18 protein-coding genes are annotated in these 23,102 nt (G+C 39.6%); 5 read left to right on the top strand and 13 right to left on the bottom strand.

The features are described from left to right. Together ACWIT3_RS06900 and ACWIT3_RS06905 are read left to right on the top strand one after the other, a co-directional pair. Positions 1 to 693 (top strand): YadA-like family protein (locus ACWIT3_RS06900; RefSeq protein ID WP_457162021.1); only part of this gene is annotated, 693 nt, incomplete at its 5' end. Between the two features lie 165 nt (positions 694 to 858). Next, entirely contained in the window at positions 859 to 993 is a 135-nt protein-coding gene (locus ACWIT3_RS06905) for a hypothetical protein (protein WP_457162126.1), read from the top strand. A gap of 479 nt (positions 994 to 1,472) precedes the next feature. Here the strand turns inward: ACWIT3_RS06905 and ACWIT3_RS06910 are convergent, their stop codons facing one another. The 9 genes from ACWIT3_RS06910 to ACWIT3_RS06950 form a co-directional block, all read right to left on the bottom strand. Beyond that, positions 1,473 to 2,447: a YadA-like family protein gene (locus ACWIT3_RS06910; protein ID WP_457162022.1), complete on the bottom strand. Its 975-nt coding sequence runs from the start codon at positions 2,445 to 2,447 to the stop codon at positions 1,473 to 1,475. 760 nt (positions 2,448 to 3,207) lie between these two features. After that, entirely contained in the window at positions 3,208 to 3,561 is a 354-nt protein-coding gene (gene rplT, locus ACWIT3_RS06915) for a 50S ribosomal protein L20 (protein WP_005596075.1), read from the bottom strand. A gap of 67 nt (positions 3,562 to 3,628) precedes the next feature. Then, complete coding sequence (rpmI, locus tag ACWIT3_RS06920) at positions 3,629 to 3,826, bottom strand: 50S ribosomal protein L35 (RefSeq protein ID WP_032109042.1); 198 nt, start codon at positions 3,824 to 3,826, stop codon at positions 3,629 to 3,631. Positions 3,827 to 4,065: 239 nt separating this feature from the next. After that, entirely contained in the window at positions 4,066 to 4,608 is a 543-nt protein-coding gene (gene infC, locus ACWIT3_RS06925; protein ID WP_457162119.1) for a translation initiation factor IF-3, read from the bottom strand. Between the two features lie 178 nt (positions 4,609 to 4,786). Next, positions 4,787 to 5,611 carry a D-hexose-6-phosphate mutarotase gene (locus tag ACWIT3_RS06930; RefSeq protein WP_457162023.1) on the bottom strand — a complete coding sequence of 275 codons (825 nt, stop codon included), beginning with the start codon at positions 5,609 to 5,611 and terminating at the stop codon, positions 4,787 to 4,789. Positions 5,612 to 5,640: 29 nt separating this feature from the next. Then, the gene (locus ACWIT3_RS06935) at positions 5,641 to 6,780 is read right to left on the bottom strand and encodes an anaerobic sulfatase maturase (RefSeq protein ID WP_457162024.1); all 1,140 of its coding nucleotides are present in this window, start codon (positions 6,778 to 6,780) and stop codon (positions 5,641 to 5,643) included. A gap of 31 nt (positions 6,781 to 6,811) precedes the next feature. Beyond that, a complete protein-coding gene (locus ACWIT3_RS06940) occupies positions 6,812 to 7,408 on the bottom strand; it encodes a Crp/Fnr family transcriptional regulator (protein WP_457162025.1) in 597 nt (198 codons plus the stop codon). A gap of 90 nt (positions 7,409 to 7,498) precedes the next feature. Then, entirely contained in the window at positions 7,499 to 8,944 is a 1,446-nt protein-coding gene (locus ACWIT3_RS06945; RefSeq protein ID WP_457162026.1) for a sulfatase-like hydrolase/transferase, read from the bottom strand. 26 nt (positions 8,945 to 8,970) lie between these two features. Beyond that, a complete protein-coding gene (locus ACWIT3_RS06950) occupies positions 8,971 to 10,653 on the bottom strand; it encodes a solute:sodium symporter family transporter (protein ID WP_457162027.1) in 1,683 nt (560 codons plus the stop codon). Between the two features lie 227 nt (positions 10,654 to 10,880). Between ACWIT3_RS06950 and ACWIT3_RS06955 the strand changes: the two genes are divergently transcribed. Further along, positions 10,881 to 11,681: a sulfite exporter TauE/SafE family protein gene (locus ACWIT3_RS06955; RefSeq protein WP_457162028.1), complete on the top strand. Its 801-nt coding sequence runs from the start codon at positions 10,881 to 10,883 to the stop codon at positions 11,679 to 11,681. Positions 11,682 to 11,753: 72 nt separating this feature from the next. Here the strand turns inward: ACWIT3_RS06955 and thrS are convergent, their stop codons facing one another. Then, positions 11,754 to 13,685: a threonine--tRNA ligase gene (gene thrS / locus ACWIT3_RS06960; RefSeq protein ID WP_457162029.1), complete on the bottom strand. Its 1,932-nt coding sequence runs from the start codon at positions 13,683 to 13,685 to the stop codon at positions 11,754 to 11,756. Positions 13,686 to 14,027: 342 nt separating this feature from the next. On the opposite strand from thrS, the gene ACWIT3_RS06965 reads away from it, so the two are divergent. Further along, entirely contained in the window at positions 14,028 to 15,623 is a 1,596-nt protein-coding gene (locus ACWIT3_RS06965; protein ID WP_457162030.1) for an ABC transporter substrate-binding protein, read from the top strand. A gap of 107 nt (positions 15,624 to 15,730) precedes the next feature. On the opposite strand, the gene putA is transcribed toward ACWIT3_RS06965, so the two are convergent. Together putA and putP are read right to left on the bottom strand one after the other, a co-directional pair. Next, positions 15,731 to 19,327, bottom strand: coding sequence for a bifunctional proline dehydrogenase/L-glutamate gamma-semialdehyde dehydrogenase PutA (putA, locus tag ACWIT3_RS06970; protein WP_457162031.1), 3,597 nt, complete (start codon positions 19,325 to 19,327; stop codon positions 15,731 to 15,733). 72 nt (positions 19,328 to 19,399) lie between these two features. Then, the gene (putP, locus tag ACWIT3_RS06975; protein ID WP_457162032.1) at positions 19,400 to 20,902 is read right to left on the bottom strand and encodes a sodium/proline symporter PutP; all 1,503 of its coding nucleotides are present in this window, start codon (positions 20,900 to 20,902) and stop codon (positions 19,400 to 19,402) included. A gap of 252 nt (positions 20,903 to 21,154) precedes the next feature. Between putP and ACWIT3_RS06980 the strand changes: the two genes are divergently transcribed. Continuing rightward, entirely contained in the window at positions 21,155 to 22,021 is an 867-nt protein-coding gene (locus ACWIT3_RS06980; protein ID WP_457162033.1) for a fructosamine kinase family protein, read from the top strand. Between the two features lie 115 nt (positions 22,022 to 22,136). On the opposite strand, the gene ACWIT3_RS06985 is transcribed toward ACWIT3_RS06980, so the two are convergent. After that, entirely contained in the window at positions 22,137 to 22,955 is an 819-nt protein-coding gene (locus tag ACWIT3_RS06985) for an OmpA family protein (RefSeq protein WP_457162034.1), read from the bottom strand. Between the last annotated feature and the right edge of the window lie 147 nt (positions 22,956 to 23,102).

The raw sequence follows: 23,102 nt of genomic DNA on the forward strand, positions 1-23,102 counted from the left end.
GATATTGCAACCAACAAAGCTGATATTGCAACCAACAAAGCTGATATTGCAACCAACAAAGCTGATATTGCAACCAACAAAGCTGATATTGCAACCAACAAAGCAGACATTGCGACCAACAAAGCTGATATTGCAACCAACAAAGCAGACATTGCGACCAACAAAGCAGACATTGCGACCAACAAAGCTGATATTGCGACCAATAAAGCTGATATTGCAACCAACAAAGCAGACATTGCGACCAATAAAGCTGATATTGCAACCAATAAAGCTGATATTGCAACCAATACAGCGAATATCGCAACTAATAAAACCGCGATTGATATTAACAAAACTAATATTGCGATAAACAGAGACAATATTGACATCAACCGAGACAATATTGCCATCAACAGAGATAATATTGCGATCAACCGAGACAATATTGCAGTATTAGATTACCGTGTTACAAATCTTGAAAAAGAAGTTAGAAAAGGTCTTGCAACACAAGCGGCGTTAACAGGGTTATTCCAACCGTATAACGTAGGTAAATTTAACGTGAGTGCGGCTGTGGGTGGTTATCGTGATCGTACTGCGCTTGCTGTTGGTATGGGTTACCGCTTTAACGAGAAAGTGGCAGCGAAAGCGGGTGTGTCTACTAGCACAAGTGGTGGCGGTATGGCATACAATGTGGGTGTAAACTTTGAGTTTTAATTTTGCCCCTACTCTATTTTAAATGATGAAAAGAGCTACGGTTAACGTGGCTCTTTTTTATTGGGCAGGGGTTCGTGGTGGACGATGGTAATCATGCTGCGTTTTTATGGTCGTGATGAAGACATGCGTTAAGTTTGCGGGAAAGTTTGCGGGAAAGCGAGATGAATGATGAACGCTTTCAATATTGATGCGGAAGACGCTGATCGTTTAGAGATTTCCTTTGACTTACTTGATCGCTTATTAGCGGCTCCTGATTTAGCGAATTTCAATGGCATTAGATTAGTTTATCTTATCATTTAGACGTAACCTTTCTAACCTTTCATAAAAGAGGGAATTTCGCGAGACGTAATATTTAATAAGGGGGATTTAACGAGATGTCGCCTAATTTCTCGCCACTGATTTATTTTGTTACTTGGAAACGGTTGGTGTTAATTCAGGAGCAGGCGCAAGATTATCGGGGCATTGATGTATTAATATTACTCTAGGTATTGTCAAGGTTTTGGGCTGAGGGCGTATGAAGATGAGGCGAAAGATGATCTTGGGGTTTAAAAAATGAGTTATTGTGAGCGGTGAAGGCGAACGCGCGATATGTATATGTGGTTGGGTATATAGAGAGAAAGCTATCTTAACGAAGTAAGATAGCTTTTTCGGATGATAGCTAATATTTCTTGGTGTATAGATTGAGGGTGGAGTTTTTAAAAATTCATCCTTTAATTTTTAAAGCAAGCCGAAATATTAGCCTTTGATTCAAAATGAACAAAAATCTAAGTTAAAAAATATTAGAACTCGTAATTTACTCCCATGTTGTAAGATAAGGCGGAACCGTCAAAGCTTGAAGAAATTCCAGCTTTCGCGGCGACATTTTTGTTAAAGCGGAAGCCCGCTCCAACTGCAAGGGCATTGTGTGACTTGTAGCCACCTAATGCAGCACTTACATTCATTTTACCGATGTTATATGGTTGGAATAAACCATTTAACGCGGATTGGGTTGCTAAACCGCTTTTAAGCGATTTATTTAAATTATCTAAACGTGAAGATAATTGTTTGTTCATTGTTTCAATTGCTTTTTTATTAAGCGCAATTTTATTATTATTTTCAACAATATCTTTTCCAATTACCTCAATTGCTGATTTGTTATCATTAATTAATTTTTTATTTTCTGATATATTTTTAGTATTCTCATCAAGAATAGATTTATTATCTTCTATTAACTTTTTATTTTCTTCTATTTTATTTGAGTTCTTTATAAGATCATCAATATCAGCTTTATTAGATGCAACTCTATTTATAGAATCGCCAATAATTTTTATACCTTCTAAATTATCATCTATCTTATTTTTATTAATATTAATCTCATCGTTTAGAACAACTAATGGGTAATAATGTTTAAATTTTTCGGGATCATTTGCCATATTACCTAACCGTATAATTGCCTCACCATATCCATAATAATCAAATAATTTCTCAACTTCTTCATCCGAAAACTCTAAAAATAATGGATTCGAAGAATGTTCTAATGATGACGATATACTTGACAACCTTTTATCTATATCCAAATCACTACTTAGTCGATCAAATCTCTCCTTAGCTTTTTCTAATAGTGATTTAGAATAAGTATTTTTCTCTAAAAGAGATGGAGCTGCTTGACTTGGAGCTGCTTGACTTGGAGCTGCAGGCATCGAATCCATCGCAATAACATTACTCACTAAGCCAAACGATACCGCTAATCCTGCGGCAATTTTCGATAAATTCATTAAGTTTTTCTCCTTGGTTCACTTATACGACTTTTATTTATCCAATTAATCCTTTTTATATTTAATTGAACGATATCCTATGTACCAACTAAATACGCAACAAATTTTATCTATTTTTGTGTGGAGTACAATATTTTTTTTCGTTTTTTGTTTTAAATGAATAAATATAAATCCATTCCCGTTTAAAAATAAAACTTATGTTTAATAATAAATCAAATATTGATTGAAATTAATCTATTTAATAAATTAAATTAATCATCATTAATAAATTAGGTTTTATTAATGATGATTCAAATATAATCAGTTATTTATATTTATTAAACAATAATAAAATTAATCAAGGTTATTAATAAATCAATTCATTATTTAAAATAAATATAATCCGTTTACTTTTTGATTAATTTTTTAATTGGTTTTATTTTGAATTGATGAAGAATTAATTATTGTCTTTTTATTCTTCTCTAATTATTTTATTTTGCTTGTGTTGTGATTGTTTATTTTTTGATAACAACTCGAGGTTTTGGGGCGGGAATGGCGTTGAATATAGGCTTGGGTTAAACAATGTTAAACAATGTTAAACAACGTTAAATAATGGATGCTAGATGAAGAAAAACGCTGTCTGTTTGGGATATAAAACGAGTGGGATTTGGGGTTGAGTCGAGGGGGATAAGAGGGGTTATCTTCTTTAGGGGGCTCTGTCTTGCGAAATAAAAAAGGACACCGTAATGGCGTCCTCATTTATCTTTACGCTAAGCGTAAATTACAGTGCTGATTTTGCTTTTTCAACTAATGCAGCGAATGCCACTTTGTCGAATACGGCAATATCTGCCAAGATCTTACGGTCAATTTCCACTGACGCTTTTTTCAAGCCGTTGATGAATTTGCTGTAAGATAAACCATTTTGACGCGCTGCAGCGTTGATACGTGCAATCCATAATTGACGGAATTGACGTTTACGTTGACGACGGTCACGGTACGCATATTGACCAGCTTTAATTACCGCTTGGAACGCAACACGATAAACACGTGAACGTGCACCATAATAACCTTTAGCCGCCTTAAGTACTTTCTTATGGCGTGCTCTTGCAATAACACCACGTTTTACACGAGCCATGATTAAATCTCCTCTTGTCTATTTTCTAAAAATTTCACTAATCGTACGACAGTACTCAACACGCGGGTTAGGCGTATGGTAAGCACGCTACTACTAAAACTTGGTCTGCTTGCGCAACCATGGATTTATGACGTAAATGACGTTTACGCTTAGTTGTCTTTTTAGTCAAAATGTGACGTAAGTGAGATTGTTTACGTTTGAAACCGCCAGAAGCTGTTTTCTTGAAACGCTTCGCCGCACCACGTACTGTTTTAATTTTAGGCATTGTTAAATAACTCCGCATTGTTTTGTTAAACACTGATAATTAGGCGAATACCTTGCGATATTACTTGTTTAGCACTGATTATTTCTCGATTCTGGTCGCGAATATTTTACGACCTGTTGACCAATTTATCAGGCTGCGTAGTGTGCCTGATTCATTTGGGTTTTTCAGAAAGAAAAACAGACGAATTTTATAGAACTCGTCTGTTTTTGGCAAATGTTTTTTGCGATTATTGGCTGAAATTATTTCTTTTTCGGGGCGAGGACCATGACGGCTTGGCGTCCTTCGAGTTTGCCTGGTGCCGATTCGACCACAGAAATGTCTGCAAGGTCATTTTTTACACGCTCTAAGACGTCTAAACCGATGTCTTGGTGTGCCATTTCGCGCCCGCGGAAACGCACGGTAATTTTTGCTTTGTCGCCTTCTTCTAAGAAACGCATGAGGCTGCGTAATTTGACTTGGTAGTCGCCTTCGTCGGTTCCTGGACGGAATTTAATTTCCTTCACTTGTACGACTTTTTGTTTTTTCTTTTGTTCTTTTGCCGCTTTTCCTTTTTCATACAGGAATTTACCGTAATTCATAATGCGGCACACGGGCGGCTCTGCATTTGGACTAATCTCAACAAGATCTAATTCAGCGTGTTCTGCCATTTCTAACGCTTGTTGAATTGATACAATACCAGCTTGTTCGCCATCTTGATCAATCAAACGAACTTCTTTTACTCGAATTTCATCATTAATACGATTCGGACGATTCGCAACGGGTGCTTTTTTTACGGTTTTAATAGTCTTATTCCTCTATTGGTTTATCTTGCGCGCTTCTGCTTTAGCAGAAAACGATGATTTTGCGTTCAAAAATGAACAAAAACGGACCAGATTCTACTGGATTTTAGCGACTTATGCAATACGTAACGTCTTCTCCTGCTTCGAAAAACTGAAAAAAGCTGCGAAAACAATGTTGCGGTTATGCTTGTGTGCGTGACTGTATTTTTACTGCAAGGTGTTCACCTGTTTGTAATGGGTGCGAAATTCGAGCACTTTCTAAACATAGCATCTGTTGGTAATCGGTCGGTTGCATGGCGCTCATGGGCTGATGCCATGGGTTCCATAATACGAGGTTGCTGATGTTTTGGTGTTCGATGATCAGTTGTCGGGCAAATCCGTGATCGTTGATGGTGTTGCGGTGTGTTTGTGGGCTTGGCAAGGTATAGACGCAGTCTACGTGTTCTGTGATACGGCGTGTGCATGGTAACACTTCGTGTTGTTGCGTGATGGCGTTGAATCCGCGCTCGAGTAATTGATTGACGTCAATTTGTGTGATGTTGCTGAGGCGAAAATAGGTGTGTAACGCGACTTGGGCAGGTTCTTTGCCATAATGTGTAAATTCAATCTGGCAATCTTGGTTAAACGTCATGGTAACTTTGGCTTCCAGTTGTTCGATTTGGTTAAATAAGGAAAAAACTAACCGCACTTGTTCGGCTGTGATGTGGTAGTCGCTCAATGCCCATAAGGTTAAACGTGCGGTGCCATGAATTGGTTGTTGTTTATTGCCAAACCATGGATAGCAAAGCGGTATGCCGCCTCGAATTGCCACCCCTAATTCAAACGGTTCAATCTCACTGAGCCATAATACTTCTTGTTGTCCTTGTGGTTGCCATTGTAGTAATTGTGCGCCTTGTAGCGCAATTTTTGCTTGTCCCACGGGGTGATTTAGGGTTAAGACGGGGATGTGGTTATAGCGGGACAGCTCCAGTTCTGGTGTGATGTGTTTGATAGGTTGTATGTGCATAGCAGACTCCCATTGAATATGATTGAATCCTATTGAGCATTTAAAATTTTTTGTCGCATTTGTTTCATGTGCGGTGCGGTTTGGCTAAAGAAATAACGATACGACTGACACAAATAATTATGTTTGAATGTATTATTAGGCACTTCAACAATACGGTGTTTTGGGCAGCCGCCGTGACAAATGGATTTAAATTCACATTGTTGGCAAAGTGAGGTTAATTGTTGTTTCGCTAAACCAAATTGCTGTTGTTGCGGGGATAAGACTAATTCCACTAATGTTTGTTGGTTGAGGTTGCCGATGCGGTGTTCTGGGTAGACGTAATGGTCACAGGAATAGACATCACCATTGGCTTCAACAATTAAGGATTTACCACAAGTGGCTTGGTGGATGCAGCTGCTCGATGGGTAACCAAGCCATTGTCCAAGTAAGTTGTCAAACTCTAAGACAAAAATGCGTCCGACATCTTCTTTTATCCATTCTTGGAAGACATCAAAGAGGAAGATGCCGTAGCCTTCTGGTGAGACTGAAAAAGAGGTTGTTGGTTTTATGTTCGTGTCTACTGCTCTTTCAACAATGGGGATAAACTGCATGAAGGTTGAGCCCAGCGCTTTTAACGCTTGGTAGGTTTCTTTGCCTTTTTGCCAGTTTTGATCGTTAATCACAGTGAGCGTATTGAAGTTCACTTGATATTCTTTTAATAATTCAAGGGCTTTTACAACACGATCGTAAGTGGGTTGTCCTGTGCTGGTAATGCGGTAGCGGTTATGTACCGCACTTAAGCCATCGATGGATAAGCCGATTAAAAAATCATGTTGTTTAAAAAATTCTGCCCATTGGCGATTGAGGGCTATCCCATTGGTTTGAAAGGCATTGGTGATGGTTTTTCCGTTTGCTAATTCTTGTTGAAATTTGACCGCAGTTTTAAAGAAATCTAAGCCTAATAATGTCGGTTCTCCCCCTTGCCATGCAAAATCGACCTGATTGCCTGCGTATGATTCAATGTAGTTTTTTATGTAGTTTTTGAGGGTATCTTGCGACATAAATGCCGCTTGTTGACCAAAATCCTGTTCTTTTTCTAAATAAAAGCAATATTCACATTGGATATTACAATGGAAACTACTTGGCTTTGCCATTAAATGAAAATGCGGTTTTGGTGAGAAAAATGCCATTGTTCACTCCAAGGTTTGTGTAAAACACAGGTTATTTATTTTTGGGGTTGGGTAATAATTCGGAGAACAAGCCATTTTGTTTGAGTTCTTTGGCGATACGAATGGCAGTTTCGGTTTCACAACCCGCATATTCGGCAATTTCACGATAGGTCCAGTTGTAATACGGGAAGTTATTGGTTAAGAAGTAAAGACTATCAATTACACGATCTAAGGTGCGTAAATAGGCACTTTTTGCCAGACGTTGTTCTGCATCGCGCAATTCATTGGCTAAGGTTTGTAATAAGGATTTGCTGAGTTGCGCGTTGTGTAGGAAAAATTGTTCAATATTTTCGGGTTTGATGCGCACAATTTCTGCTTCAATGAGAATTTTGGCATTGCAATGATAACGGCTGTCCCCTAGTCCAAATAGGGTTCTAAAACCAAAATAGTCGCCTTGACGATATAAGCGGACTAAACTTTCTTTGCCGTTGTCTAAGGTATGATATAAGCCGACGAGTCCTTGTTTGATATAATAAAATTCTTGTGCGACTTCCCCTTGCTGATAAACGGTCATGCCTTTGGTTAATTGATGTAAGTGAGTCAGTTGGCAATATTTTAAGTCTTCTGGTTGGATATTGTGGTTTTCCATCGCCTGATTTCCTTCGCTGATTCTGCTTGTGCGGTCCATTTTTTATTATTATAGGGGATAAAGGCGAACTGTTGTCCGCCTTTTTGTTGATTAGACTTCATCAATAATGCGATAAAGCCAATTTTCCAGTGGATCACCCAGTCGTTTCATTTCGACGCGCATTTCCTCCAGCATTTCTTTTCTGATGTCACGATAGCGTTCGTCATAGAAAAGATTATGCATTTCGCCTGGATCGTTACGAACATCATATAATTCGCATACGTCAGTTGCGTTAAAGACGAGTTTATAATCTTTACGACGCCACATACGTTGTTCAAAATACACGAAATGTCCTGCAAGTTGCGCCAAAAGACCTTTACGATCATTGTGTTGTTTTTCACGTGTAATTGGCAGCAAGGTTTCCCCTTGGAATGCGTCTGGAATAGGTTGTTCTGCGATGTCATACACGGTTGACGTTAAGTCGTGTAAATAAACTAAATTGTCATCTTGTTCATTTACGCGGTCAGATTTTGGATCTTTCACAATCAATGGAATGTTGTAGGTCGTGTCAAACATGAACTCCCCTTTTTCAATCATTCGATGTGCGCCCATTGCATCACCGTGATCGGCGGTGGCGACAATGAACGTCTTGTCATAGAGATTGTGTTCTTCTAAGTAAGCTAATAACTCACCGATTGCATCGTCAATTAAGGTGATGTATCCCCAGAATTTTGTGATCACTTCTTTCCAATGATCTTCGCTCGCTTCCCACATCCCCCACATTTTTGAAATAGTACGGAAGTGACCTGGTTTACCCTCGAGCGGCTTGAAGAAACTTTCATCGAGAACCACATCATCCTTGCTGTACATTGAATAATACGGCTCAGGCACGATACAAGGTGTATGCGGGCCCCAGAAGTTAATCCAAGTGAAGAACGGTTTATGTTCATCAAGTGATTCTTTGATATAGCGTTTTGCTTCATCAATGATGAAATAAGGGATGGTTTCTGCTTTTGTACCTGATAATAAGCCACATAATTCTTGCACACGTAAATGTGGATTATCACCAAAATATGCACGACTGACTTCAGGAATTGGGTGCCCTTTTTCTAATAGCCATTCGTGGTAGCGGTTAGAATGTGTTGGCGGTTGGTTAAACACTAAGTTTTTATACACCCCACTGCCTGGATAACCATAACCATCGAAATTATGTCCTTTAATGTCGTAATCTTCTGGTACCGATTTTGTCCCTACGTGCCATTTCCCCACAACATAGCTGTTATATCCCGCTAATCTCGCAATATTGGGGGCTTGTTTGCTAATTTCGCCAGTGCCGCCTTTTTCTCCATTTTTAATGATGCCGTGTGTAGAAGGCATTAACCCTGTGAACAATGACGTTCTTGCTGGTCCACAAACTGATGCGGGAGTAAACGCATTATTAAAGCGAATCCCCTCTTGTGCTAATCGATCAATATTCGGCGTTTTTACCACTTGGTGCCCATAGGCACCAAGCATATCTTTTCTCACTTGATCTAAGAGAATATAGACAATATTCATTATTTACACCTCTGCTTTACGATGACCTACATCGCAGATTTTTTCGTACGGAATACGAATAATACGATCACTTGTAACACGGCATAGATACCTAAAATTAAGCCTGGTTGACCTTCTGGTGAGGCTAAACCAATTGGTGATAAGAATGCGTGTAATGCCAATAAACCGAGTACTAATGACGCTACGGTGACACGAGCATGTTCCCAATAAGTTAAATCTACGCCGTCTTTGTTTTCTTTGCTTTCTTCGTACGGTTCACGTTTCAAGAATCGACCGAGTACTAACATTACTACCACGTCGAATACGAATAGCGCTGCCATGACGTAAACGAAGTTGACTTTGACTTGGAATACCCAAACAATGCAGAAATATAAAACAACATGCAATAACAAGGCAATACGTGCAGCTAAACCTGAGACCGTTTTATTAAATAAACCGACCGCAAATAACGCAACAATTGGAATGTTGACAAAGCCTGCAAAACGTTTAGTTAACAAGAAGATACCGTCTGTACCGAACATCAATAATGGTCCAATGATCATGGTTAAGATCGCCATAATGGTTGATACTTTTTTCGCGTGAGCGATAAGTTCTTGTTCTGTGCGTTGTTTTTTACTAATTGATGGTAATAAGTCTTTACAGTAGATTGTCGCTGCTGAGTTTAAGAATGAGTTGAATGTACTTAAAATCGCACCGAATAATGCTGCAATAAAGAAACCTTGTAAGAATGTTGGTAATACTTTATTCACTAATGCTGGGTAAGACGTATCAATTGGATTTAAGCCATCCCCAAGAATATGGAAACTTAATAAGCCTGGTAAGTTAAGAATTACAGGTAAAGTTAATAAGAATAATGCGGCTAAAAGAATCCCTTTTTGACCTGCTTTTAAGTCTCTCGCCCCTAATGCACGTTGTACGATCGCTTGGTTCGTTGTCCAATAGAAGAAGTTTACAATTAAGATACCTGTAAACATTGCAGGCCAAGGCACCGCATCTGTTGCACTCCCAATTGCATTAAATTTCTCAACGTGCGTTGTGGTAATCACTTTAAGACCTTCAGAAATGCTGCCATCACCTAAATGCGCTAATGCAAAGATTGGCACTAATAACGCACCGATCACCAAGATGACCGCGTTCACTGTATCAGAAACCGCAACCGCTTTTAAACCACCGAAAATCGCATAAATTGCACCAACAATACCAATCGCAACAACCGTATAAACAATAGATTGACCATAGCTAATGCCAAAAACAGTTTCTAAGTTAAAGATTTTGTTGAATGCGATTGCTCCCGTATAAAGTGCGGTTGGAATCACGATGAAAAGGTAGAACACTAAGAAAAGCGCGGACATGATCAAACGTGTTTGACGGTCAAAACGATTTTCAAAGAATTCTGGAATGGTGGTATACCCATTTTTGATGTATTTTGGTAACAAATACAATGCTAAGAAACACAATGGGATCACTGATTGTACTGTCCAAGCAATAATGGAGAAATTTCCTTTATACGAAACGGCATTGACCCCAATAAGTTGCTCTGTTGATAATGAAGTTAATACCATTGAGCAACCAATTACGAGTCCACTCAACCCACGCCCTGCTAAGAAATAGCCTTTTGAGGTGCTTAAATCATCACCTTTTGTTTTTTTCCACGAAATGTATGCCACAATTCCCGTTACCACGAGAAAGCTGGCGATGGTCATGAACATAACGTCCTCCTGTTCTTATATTGAGTCCAAAAATAAAGGCATCTAAAAAGATACAGGATTAGCATAATACAGACGAAAATGAAGACTTATGATAATCATCATAGAGCTATCGTGAGTTAGATCACAGATTTGAATTAGCGTTAAAAAATTTTTTCACGATATGAGCGTGATCATAAGTGTTTTGCCTGATAATAGACATAATGCAATAAAAAACATGGAGTCATGGTATGAGTTTGCAGTTAATTTCTATCCTTATTATATGCGGCATGATGACAAATCTGATGTCCGCTATATTTGGGATTGGGGGCGGTGTACTGATGGTGCCTATCTTATATACCCTATTTCCTGAATTCCCACTACAGATGGTCGCTGCAACCTCACTCACCATAGTGATCGGCTCTGCATTAATTAATTTGACCTACTTCTATAAACAAAAAATCCAAATTAACTTCAAAGCGATGTTACTTTGGTCTGTGGGTATGATTATTGGCGTGCAATTAGGCTTTGAGGCGAGCTTTTATTTACCTGATTTGTTCATTATCGTGGTATTCATTAGTGTATTAACCCTGCTTGCTATTCGAACACTCTTTTTAGTGAAAACCAATAAAGTAGAAGACATTGAAACAAGTGAAAACCTTAAAGGTGCTGGGTTATGTTTATTTGGTGGTACGGTGGCGGGTATGACAGGCATTGGCGGTGGTTCAATTATGGCTCCCTTGATTGGACAACTTCGCAGTGTCAGACCTCATCAAATCGCCCCTTATACGAACTATATGATGGTGATCGGGGGGCTGGGTAGCTTATATGGTTACTTATCTAAAACCCCACCATTTCATTTAGATTACGGCTGGCAAATTGGTTATGTAAATTTTTCAGTGGTTGCAATTGTCGTATTAAGCTCATTTGTCACTAGTTTTCTTTCCATGAAAATCCGCGGCATTTTACATCCTGATGTTGCCAGAAAACTCTTAGGCATCATCTTATTAGTCATCGCAGGCTATATGCTCATCGCCCATTTGATGAAATAGAAAAGCTAATAAGCAAACAATAAAAAAGTGCGGTAATTTTTACCGCACTTTTGTTATTTACGACCTTTAAAACTACTCTTCACCAAGTAATTTCAGTTCACGAGCACGAACTTGTTTTTTCAGAATCTCTAAAAATTCTTCAATGGTGAATGTACCGAGGTCTGCACCTTTACGGGTACGTACTGCCACTTTGCCCGCTTCGATTTCTTTATCACCACAAACGAGCATATATGGTACGCGACGTAAGGTGTGTTCGCGGATTTTGAAACCGATTTTTTCGTTACGTAAATCGGATTTCACGCGTAAACCTGCGTCAGATAAAGTTTTCACGACTTTTTGGACATATTCAGATTGTGAATCGGTAATGTTCATCACCACGGCTTGTGTTGGTGCTAACCACGCTGGGAAGAAACCTGCGTACTCTTCGGTGATAATACCGATGAAACGCTCGATAGAACCTAAAATCGCGCGGTGAATCATTACTGGTGTACGACGGTCGTTATCTTCTGCAACATAAGACGCATTTAAGCGACCTGGTAATGCAAAGTCTAACTGAATTGTACCGCACTGCCATTCACGATCTAAACAGTCACGTAATGCGAACTCAATTTTCGGACCGTAGAATGCGCCTTCCCCTTCTTGAATTTCATATTCAAGACCGTTGTGCGCTAATGCTGCTGCAAGACCTGCTTCTGCACGATCCCACATGTCATCTGCACCGATACGTTTTTCTGGGCGAGTTGACAATTTCACTTGGATATTTTGGAAACCAAATGTGCTGTAAATGTCGTAAACCATCTTGATACAAGAGGTGACTTCGCTTTCAATTTGATCTTCTGTACAGAAAATGTGTGCGTCATCTTGGGTGAACCCACGAACACGCATTAAACCGTGTAATGAACCTGATGGTTCGTTACGGTGACAAGAACCAAATTCCGCCATACGAATTGGTAAATCACGATACGATTTCAAACCTTGGTTGAAAATTTGTACGTGACCTGGACAGTTCATTGGTTTGATCGCATATTCACGGTTTTCTGATTGTGTGGTGAACATTAAATCACCGTAGTTTTGCCAGTGACCTGTTTTTTCCCAAAGTACGCGATCCATCATAAATGGACCTTTCACTTCTTGGTAATCGTATTCTTTTAATTTGGTACGCACAAACGTTTCAAGCTCGCGGAAAATCGTCCAACCGTCATTGTGCCAGAACACCATACCCGGTGCTTCTTCTTGCATATGATATAAATCTAATGCTTTACCAATTTTACGGTGGTCACGTTTTGCCGCTTCTTCTAAACGGGTTAAATATTCGCTTAATTGTTTTTTATCTGCCCAAGCCGTACCGTAGATACGTTGTAACATTTTATTTTTGCTGTCACCACGCCAGTATGCACCTGCTACTTTCATTAATTTGAAGTGATGACAGAAACGCATATTGGGTACGTGTGGACCACGACACATATCGATATATTCTTGGTGATGATAAAGTGCTGGAGTGTCACAACGGTCGATATTTTCATCTAAAATTGCCATTTTGTATGGCTCACCACGTTGTTCAAAGGTATCGCGAGCTTCTTGCCAGCTCACCACTTTTTTCACTACATCATAATTGGTTTTCGCCAACTCAAGCATACGTTTTTCTAACGCATCTAAGTCTTCTTGCGTTAAAGAGCGGTCTAAATCGATATCATAATAAAAACCGTTGTCGATTGTTGGACCAATCGCCATTTTCACATTTGGGAATAATTGCTTAATTGCGTGCCCCAATAAGTGCGCACAAGAGTGACGAATAATTTCTAAACCGTCTTCATCTTTTGCGGTAATAATCTCTAAGCTACTGTCATTGGTGATCACGTCACACGCGTCTTTACGCTCACCATTGACACGTCCAGCAATACACGCTTTTGCAAGGCCAGCACCGATGCTAGCGGCAACGTCCATCACAGAAACAGGTTGTTCAAACTGACGCTGTGATCCGTCAGGTAAAGTAATAATCGGCATAATGTTTCCTTTACAGTGGTAACCCATACGAGAGGTTACTTGTTTCAATGAAAAATTTAAAAAACAAACCGCACTTTAGGCTCATTCCTACTCTGAATAAGACAAAAGTGCGGTCCAAAATTTTAACACATTTCAGTTTGCTTGGCGATTTAGATTTGAGCAAATCAAACAAAGATTGCAGGCAATCCCACATTTTTTATGATTTAACGATAATTTTCGTTCACTTTTATAGCAACTCGTTATAAATTAAAACCCGAAGTTCTTTTGTCTATCCTATCTGTTTATTTTAGTATAATCCTATGATGATTTACTGAGAGGCTATTTTCACGACGAGGAGGCGCAATGAAATTAACCACAACATTCTCTTTATTGGCAACAGGCTTATTTGCCATCAATATGGCACAAGCTGCCAATAAAACCTTTATTAACTGCGTGAGCCGTGCGCCGAGTAGTTTTAGTCCTGCACTCGTGATGGAAGGAATTTCCTATAATGCAAGCTCACAACAAGTTTATAATCGCTTGGTTGAGTTTAAACGTGGCTCAACGGATATTGAACCTGCATTAGCAGAAAGCTGGCAAATTAGTGATGACGGTTTAACTTATACGTTTCATTTACGTAAAGGGGTGAAATTCCACAGCACGAAAGAATACAAACCTAGTCGTGAATTTAATGCGGATGATGTGATGTTCTCTTTCCATCGCCAATTGGATAAAGACCACCCTTATCATTCCGTATCCAAAGGCACTTATCCTTACTTCAATGCGATGAAGTTTCCCAAACTGTTGAAATCTGTTGAAAAAGTGGATGATTACACTGTTAAAATTACTTTAAACAAACCTGATGCCACATTTTTAGCCAGTTTAGGCATGGATTTTATTTCGATCTACTCTGCTGAATATGCAGATAAGATGATGAAAGCAGGCACGCCTGAAAAAGTGGACACCACACCGATTGGCACAGGACCTTTTATTTTTGCGGGCTATCAGCTTGAACAAAAAATTCGTTTCTTCGCGAATCCAGAATATTGGAAGCCGAAAGCAGACATTGAACGTTTAATTTTTGATATTGTGCCAGACGCGGGAACGCGTTATGCCAAATTACAGTCTGGGGCTTGCGATATGATCGACTTCCCAAATATTGCAGATTTGGCAAAAATGAAAACAGACCCGAAAGTGCAATTAATGTCAAAAGAAGGTTTAAATATCGCTTATATTGCGTTTAACACCGAAAAAGCTCCGTTTGATAATGTGAAAGTGCGTCAAGCACTAAACTATGCCACCGATAAACAAGCAATTATTGATGTGGTGTATCAAGGGGCAGGCGTGATGGCAAAAAATGTGTTACCGCCAACAATTTGGAGCTATAACGATGCCGTGCAAGACTATCCTTTTGATATTGAAAAAGCAAAACAACTTTTAGCCGAAGCAGGTTATCCAAACGGGTTTGAGACAGAAATTTGGGTACAACCTGTGGTGCGGGCATCGAATCCTAATCCACGCCGAATGGCAGAAGTCATGCAAAATGACTGGGCAAAAGCAGGAGTCAAAACTAAACTGGTCAGCTATGAATGGGGGGACTACATTAAGCGCACCAAAGCTGGAGAGCTTACTGTAGGGACATACGGTTGGTCAGGTGACAATGGCGATCCAGACAACTTTTTATCTCCGTTATTAAGTAGTGAAAATATTGGCAACAGTAACTATGCTCGTTGGAGTAATGCCGAATTTGATGCGTTATTAAATAAAGCGATTAGCTTATCCAACCAAGCGGAACGTGCAGAACTGTACAAAAAAGCCCAAGTCATTGCTAAAGAACAAGCCCCTTGGATCACAGTGGCACACTCTATCACCAACACTGCACTAAGCCCACGGGTGAAAGACTATAAACAAAGCCCATTTGGTTATAGCTATTTCTACGGCACTAAACTAGAAGATTAAAAACGTTATAAAAAAACACCGCACTTTCGGAATGAAGTGCGGTGTTTTTTTTATGTCATAACATAAAAAAGTGGGGAATTCCCCACTTTTTTATCTGTTTTCACGACTTAGTCCATTTCTGCCATTAAGCTAGCATTTCCACCTGCGGCAGTGGTATTAATACTGACGGATTTTTCATGCACTAATGGGAAGAGCGATAAGGCTAAGGATAAATCATCCACATAAGTCAAAATTGCCCCCTTACGTTCTGCATGTTGCATTTTTTGTTGAACGGAAATTGGGTCAAGGACAATCATTTGGCTGACGTCTTCTCGATGGCTTAATTCATCAACGACTACATAATGTGCAAGGCGTTTTTCATAGACCGCGAGCTGAGAATATTTACTGATCACAGCTTTTGCCCCCACACCTGCTACTGCAATTAAGGCTTTCATTTGTTCAAGTAGCGGACCGTCCCCGATCGCAATAAGACCACGTGATTCAAAACAGAGATAGTTGTCCTCCCCTGTAATTCCTTTCATGTGAAATACGCTGCCTAAAGGAGAATGTTCTTCAACGAAACGGAGAGTCTCTAGCAGTTCATCTTGTTGAGGCTTATCAAAAATAGAACGCACTTTTGACGCCAGTTCAGATAAGTCTGGTTTTTCGTTTTTCTCTACACCATTCAGCTGCCAGTGTGGTGTGTGAGTTAAACGTTGTAAATAAAGTGGACCGCCTGCTTTTGGTCCTGTGCCTGACAATCCCATTCCTCCAAACGGCTGCACACCGACGACCGCGCCAACAGTATTGCGGTTAACATATAGGTTTCCTGCATGAATAGTGCTTAACCATTGAGAAATGGTTTCATCAATACGACTATGAATCCCACTCGTTAACCCAAAGCCTGTAGAATTAATGTCTGCCATGACCTGCTCAAGATCTTTCGCATCAAATCGAATGACGTGTAGGACTGGTCCAAACACTTCGTGTTTCAAATGACGAATACTGTCAATTTCAAACAGGGTTGGCGGTACAAAAATGCCTTTCTCTGCTACTTCTGGCGCAATCTGAACTTGGTATTTATCTTTTGCAATAACACTCATTTCGTCGATATGTTTTAATAAACGCGCTTGCGCAGTTTCATCAATCACAGGACCAATATCTGTTGTTAAGGATTGTGGATTTCCGACTTTTAGTTCTGCCATGGCACCTTTTAACATGGCTAAGATATTTGGTGCGACATCTTTCTGTACATAAAGCACACGCAATGCAGAACAACGCTGACCTGCTGAGTCAAAAGCAGAATTGAGAACATCTAACACGACTTGTTCTGCTAAAGCGGAACTGTCCACGATCATGGCATTTTGTCCGCCTGTTTCAGCAATCAGTGGCACGACTTTATCTTGTTTGGCGAGATTTTTATTGATACGTTTTGCTGTTTCCGTTGAACCAGTGAAAATAACACCGTCAACACGTTGATCAGACACTAATTTTTCACCAATCACTTTTCCCGCACCACATAAGCATTGTAATACGCCAACGGGGAGACCTGCTTGCTGGAACAATGTGACCGCAAAATGTGCCATTAACGAAGTTTGTTCTGCTGGTTTTGCGATTACGACATTTCCCGTTACCAATGCAGAAGAGACCTCACCGATGAAAATCGCAAGTGGGAAGTTCCAAGGGCTAATTGCCACGACAATGCCACGTGGTGTTGCTTCTGCGGCTAAGTTGCGTGCTTCTTTGGCATAATAACGACAAAAATCTACCGCCTCGCGTACTTCAGCAATCGCATTATTTAAGGTTTTTCCTGCTTCGCGTACGGCTAAGTCAAATAGCTGTGGCATATGCTGTTCCATTAAATCAGCCATTTTTTCTAAGATTTCTGACCGCACTTGCACGGGGGTATTTGCCCAATGTGTTTGACATTGCGCGGCAACCGTAAAGGCATGTTCTACATCTGCTTCTGTCGCATCAAAAACTTGTCCAACTAGCATACTGCGGTCAGCAGGATTAAAGACTTGACGCGCATTACCAACGGGTGCGGACTGTGCATCGGTTAATGGATAAGCGCAATATTGTGTTTGACGTTGTTCATTCAGTGCCTCTTGCAGTTGTTGGAGCTTCACTGCATCGGTTAAGTCATATCCCATTGAGTTGAGTCGATTTTCGTTAAAAATGTGACGCGGTAATGGTGTTTTCGGGTGCATTGTTCCTTCTGTGACTTTCGCTTTCTGTACAGGATCCACAATTAAATCTTCAATTGGTATGCTGTCATCAACAATATGATTCACAAAAGAACTGTTTGCACCATTTTCTAACAAACGACGGACTAAATAAGCTAACAGGGTTTTATAAGAGCCCACTGGCGCATAAATACGACATTGGACATTCAGGTTATCTTTACCCACCACTTGATCATAAAGCGTTTCACCCATCCCGTGTAAACATTGGAACTCAAACTGTTTACCTTGTGCTAAGTAGTACACGGTTGCAAGTGATTGTGCATTGTGGGTAGCAAATTGTGGATAGATCACATCTTGTGCCGATAATAATTTTTTAGCACACGCCACATAAGAGACATCAGTATGTACTTTACGTGAGAAAACAGGATATCCCTCTGCGCCATCGGTCTGTGCGCGTTTTACTTCACTATCCCAATACGCCCCTTTCACTAAACGTACCATGATTTTACGTTGATGTTTACGTGCTTGTTCAATGAGGTAATCAATCGCAAAATAACAACGTTTTTGGTAAGCCTGTACCACTAATCCAATACCATTGAAATTTGCTAAATCAGGATCCGCTAATAAGCGATCAAGTAAGTCAAAGGAAATCTCTAAACGATCAGCTTCTTCCGCATCAATATTTAAGCCGATATCATATTGTTTAGCGAGTAAAAAGAGTTGTTTTACACGTGGATACAGCTCATCGATCACACGCTGGTGCTGAGATAAGCTATAACGCGGGTGAATCGCAGACAATTTAATAGAGACACCCGATGACGCATACACGCCTAATCCCTGAGAACGCTGTCCTACGGCATGAATAGAATTTACATAATCTTGGTAATAACGTTCTGCATCTTCTGCGGTCAAGGCAGCTTCGCCGAGCATATCATAGCTATAACGGAAACCTTGTTGAAAACGTTTTTCACCATTTTTAATGGCTTGTTCAATGGTTTCGCCCGTTACAAATTGTTTACCAAGTAAACGCATCGCGACTTCCACGCCCTTGCGAATTAAAGGCTCACCACCTTTGGCGATCAATTTAGTTAAACTCGCAGAAAGTTGTTGATCACTATGTGAAGAAACAAGCTTACCCGTGATTAATAAGCCCCACGCGGCTGCATTCACAAATAAAGACGGGCTTTGCCCGATGTGAGCGCGCCAGTTGCCTTTTGAAATTTTGTCACGAATTAATTTATCTGCCGTTCTTTTATCTGGAATACGCAATAGAGCTTCCGCTAAACACATTAGGGCAACACCTTCATGACTAGAAAGTGAAAATTCATGCATTAAAGCATCAACACCACTGGCTTGCTGGCGAGAGTTACGAACGTTTTCGACGAGTTTTCTAGCGAGTTGTTGAATTTTAGAGCGGAGGTCGGGAGAGATTTCAGCATCAGAAAAAAGCTTGTGCATTAATTCTGTTTCATTCGTACGGTAATGTTGACTAAGTTGTTCTCGAATTGATGTTAATTTGGGTAATAATTGATAAGTCATGATGTTTTCTCACAAGGTAAAATGAATAAGTAACATGAAAAAGCGGTATCCGAAGACACCGCCCTTTTCTCATTATTTTTGTGCGTGATAAGCCGCTTCCGCTTGTTCAAAATTCGAAACGACTTTGCTTGTTGGTGCTGGCGTGATTAATGACACCACCACAATCGCGACAGCTGCACTAATAAAGCCAGGAATCATTTCATAAATACCGCTGTTTGGTACTAAATCATTCCAGAACACTACCATTAACGCACCTGTTAACATTCCTGCCATTGCGCCTGCCATGTTCATGCGTTTCCAGAATAATGAAAAAATTACCACTGGACCAAATGCACAACCAAAGCCTGCCCAAGCATAAGAAACTAGCCCAAGTACTTTACTGTTTGGATCTTGCGCTAAATAAATGGCTAATACCGCAATCACTAACACCATGATACGACCTAACCAAACAAGTTCTGCTTGTGATGCGTTTGGTCTAATCATGCCTTTATAAAAATCTTCTGTGATTGCGCTTGAGCAAATTAATAATTGGCAACTTAATGTACTCATTACTGCCGCTAAAATGGCTGAGAGTAAAATACCTGCAATCCATGGATTGAATAATAATTTAGCTAGTTCAATAAAGACTTGTTCATTATTGGCATTAACAACGGCAGCCGCCTGAGGATTAGCAAAGAAATAGGCTTGCCCGAAGAAACCCACGCCGACGGCACCAAATAAACAGATGATCATCCACATAATACTAATGCGACGTGCATTCACTAATGATTTGGCATCTTTCGCACTCATAAAACGCGCTAAAATGTGCGGCTGACCAAAATAACCTAAGCCCCAAGCAGATAAGCTTAATAAGCCAATCAAACTGGTCCCAGTAAAGAGATCAGTAAAGTCACGTTGTGCGGCTTCGCCTGCTTGAACAATGACCGTATGTGTGCTTTCAAATCCGCCTAAGTGGATTAAGACGAAAATCGGGGTAAGGAATAACGCAAACAACATTAAAGAAGCCTGCACCGTATCAGTCCAACTTACTGCTAAGAAACCACCGATGAAAGTATAGGCAATAGTGGCTAATGCGCCATACCACAATGCTGTTTCATAAGGAATTTCAAATAAGTTCTCGAAAAGGCGTGCACCTGCGACGACACCTGACGCACAATAGATTGCAAAGAAAAAGAGGATAATTGTTGCTGACACAATTTTGAGGATTTTTGTGTCATCATTGAAGCGATGCTGAAAATATTCAGGTAACGTGAGTGCGTTCTGATTAAATTCAGTATAAACACGTAATCTTCCTGCAACAAACAACCAGTTTAAATACGCACCAATCGTTAAACCGATTGCGATCCATCCTTCCACTAAGCCTGCTGCATATACGGCACCAGGTAAGCCCATCAAAAGCCAGCCTGACATATCCGATGCCCCAGCCGATAAGCCAGTCACAAAACTACCTAGACGTCGACCACCTAAAATGTAGTCAGATAAGTTATTAGTGTAACGGTAAGCAATAAAACCGATTAATAGCATACCAAGAATATAAATTGTAAATGTGACAATTGTTGGGTTATATCCAAACATAACGGTTTCTCCTGAGACATGAGAGGAATAGGTTCGGATAAAAATTACACTATTTTAACAAAAGCACAACAATTGAATTTCAATTTTATAACCAAGATCACATTTTAACCACATTTGGAGTAAGGAGTAAGATTAAGAATAAAAAACACATTAAATTTGGCATTAAAAATAAAAGAAGTTTGATATCAATCACAGTAATTTTCTTCTAATCTTTTACACTAAGAATGTAAGGTCATCAGTATAGGGGGCGCTATGTGGAAACATGTATCTCAAGTATTAGCCGATCAGTTCGGGGCGTACTACTCGATTAAACATAAAGAAAAAATCCATACTGGCGAAATGCATGAGGCATGGATTATTGATGATGGTATTCAACCTGTCTTTTTGAAAGTCAATACTAAAACATTCCGCTCAATGTTCCGTGCAGAAGCAGATCAGCTCCATCTCCTTGCCAAAACCAATACAATAAACGTACCAACCGCGTATACTGTAGGTTGTTCACATTCACACAGTTTTTTACTGCTCGAAGCGCTTCCACTTAATAAAGATAATAGCATTGAGGCAATGGCAACATTTGGTCAGCAGTTGGCACAATTACATTTGATTAAAGGTTCAGAAAATTACGGTTTAGACTTTGATACTTGGCTGGGTCCAGAATATCAACCAAATGAATGGCATGATAACTGGGCAAAATTTTTTAGTGAGCAACGGATCGGTTGGCAATTGCAGTTATGCCGTGAAAAACAAGTGAACTTTGGCGATATTGATGCGATTGTAAATAAAGTTGCTGAGTTATTAGCAAAACACAAACCTCAACCATCATTATTGCATGGAAATTTATGGATAGAAAATTGTGCAACAGTCAACAATGAGATTGTCACCTATGACCCTGCTTGTTATTGGGGAGATAGAGAGTGTGATTTAGCATTTACGGAGTTATTTGAACCATTTCCGAGACAATTTTATGAAAATTATGACCGCACTTATCCAATCGATGCGGGTTATCAAGACAGAAAACCCTTGTATCAACTCTATTATTTACTTAATTTTAGTCACCGCTTCCATAAACATTACGTTGAATTAACCAAAAAATTTATTCAGGATTTACTCAATAAGTAAATAAGTAAATAAGTAAATAAGTAAATAAGTAAATAAGTAAATAAGTAAATAAGTAATAGATAAAAAACAAAAGGCTCTTTATCAAAGAGCCTTTTTATAAACTGAAATAATAAGATTATTTTCTATAAAGTGGTGCTGGACCTGTTGTTCCCGCTTCCATACCGTGTTCACCTTGTTTTAAAACGGTACCCGATGCAGTAATTTCTACACGACGGTTAGGACGTAAACAATCTCTTAATTCTGCCCCTTGAACACCATCACAGGCTTTTACTTGATGCGCTTTACCATAGCCTACTGCATGAATATTAGCATTCACGCCTTGTGCAATTAAACGCGCTTTAACACGATCTGCACGACGTTGAGAAAGTTTTAAGTTATAAGCTTCAGAACCTAAACGGTCAGTATAACCTGCGACTTTGACCTCTTTTGCGCCAGATGCTTTTAATTGTGTTGCAACGCTATCAACAACTTCTTGACCTTTAGCTGTGATAGTATCTTTGTTAAAGTCAAATAAGAAGTCGCCACTTAAGCTAAATGATGCCGTACCATTACAACCATTTGGATACCAGAAGAAACTTTGTGCATTCATGTTTTTATCAAATAAGACTTTATATTGACAAACTTTATGCACACCATTTTCACGGTAATTAAACACATAGTCCCATTCGCGTACGCCATATAAGCCTTCAGCAAAATGTGGACGACCTAATAGGTTATAAAGTTGATCTTTGTTCATGCCACGTTCAACCATACGAACGTTATCCCAGTTCGGCCATGAACCGAATTGACTTCCATCGTGGTTAAATACAGACTCATCAATTTTTGGCCAAACAAGATTATCTGATGTGCCTTCATCAGTCACTTTACTTAAGTTACCGCATGCAACCAATGTTGTTGCCGCAACAGCTGTTAATAAAAAACGTGATAATTTCATATGTTTACCTTAGTTCCTTTCATTATTCAAAATTGTCACCCTCATAATCACAGCGATTAACTTAAGAGACTGACTCTTACAAAGGCGATTTTACTATGCCTTGTCGATGTTTAATACGCAATTCACAAGATTAAAACTGCTCAAAAT

It is taken from the genome of Pasteurella sp. P03HT, from assembly GCF_054052285.1.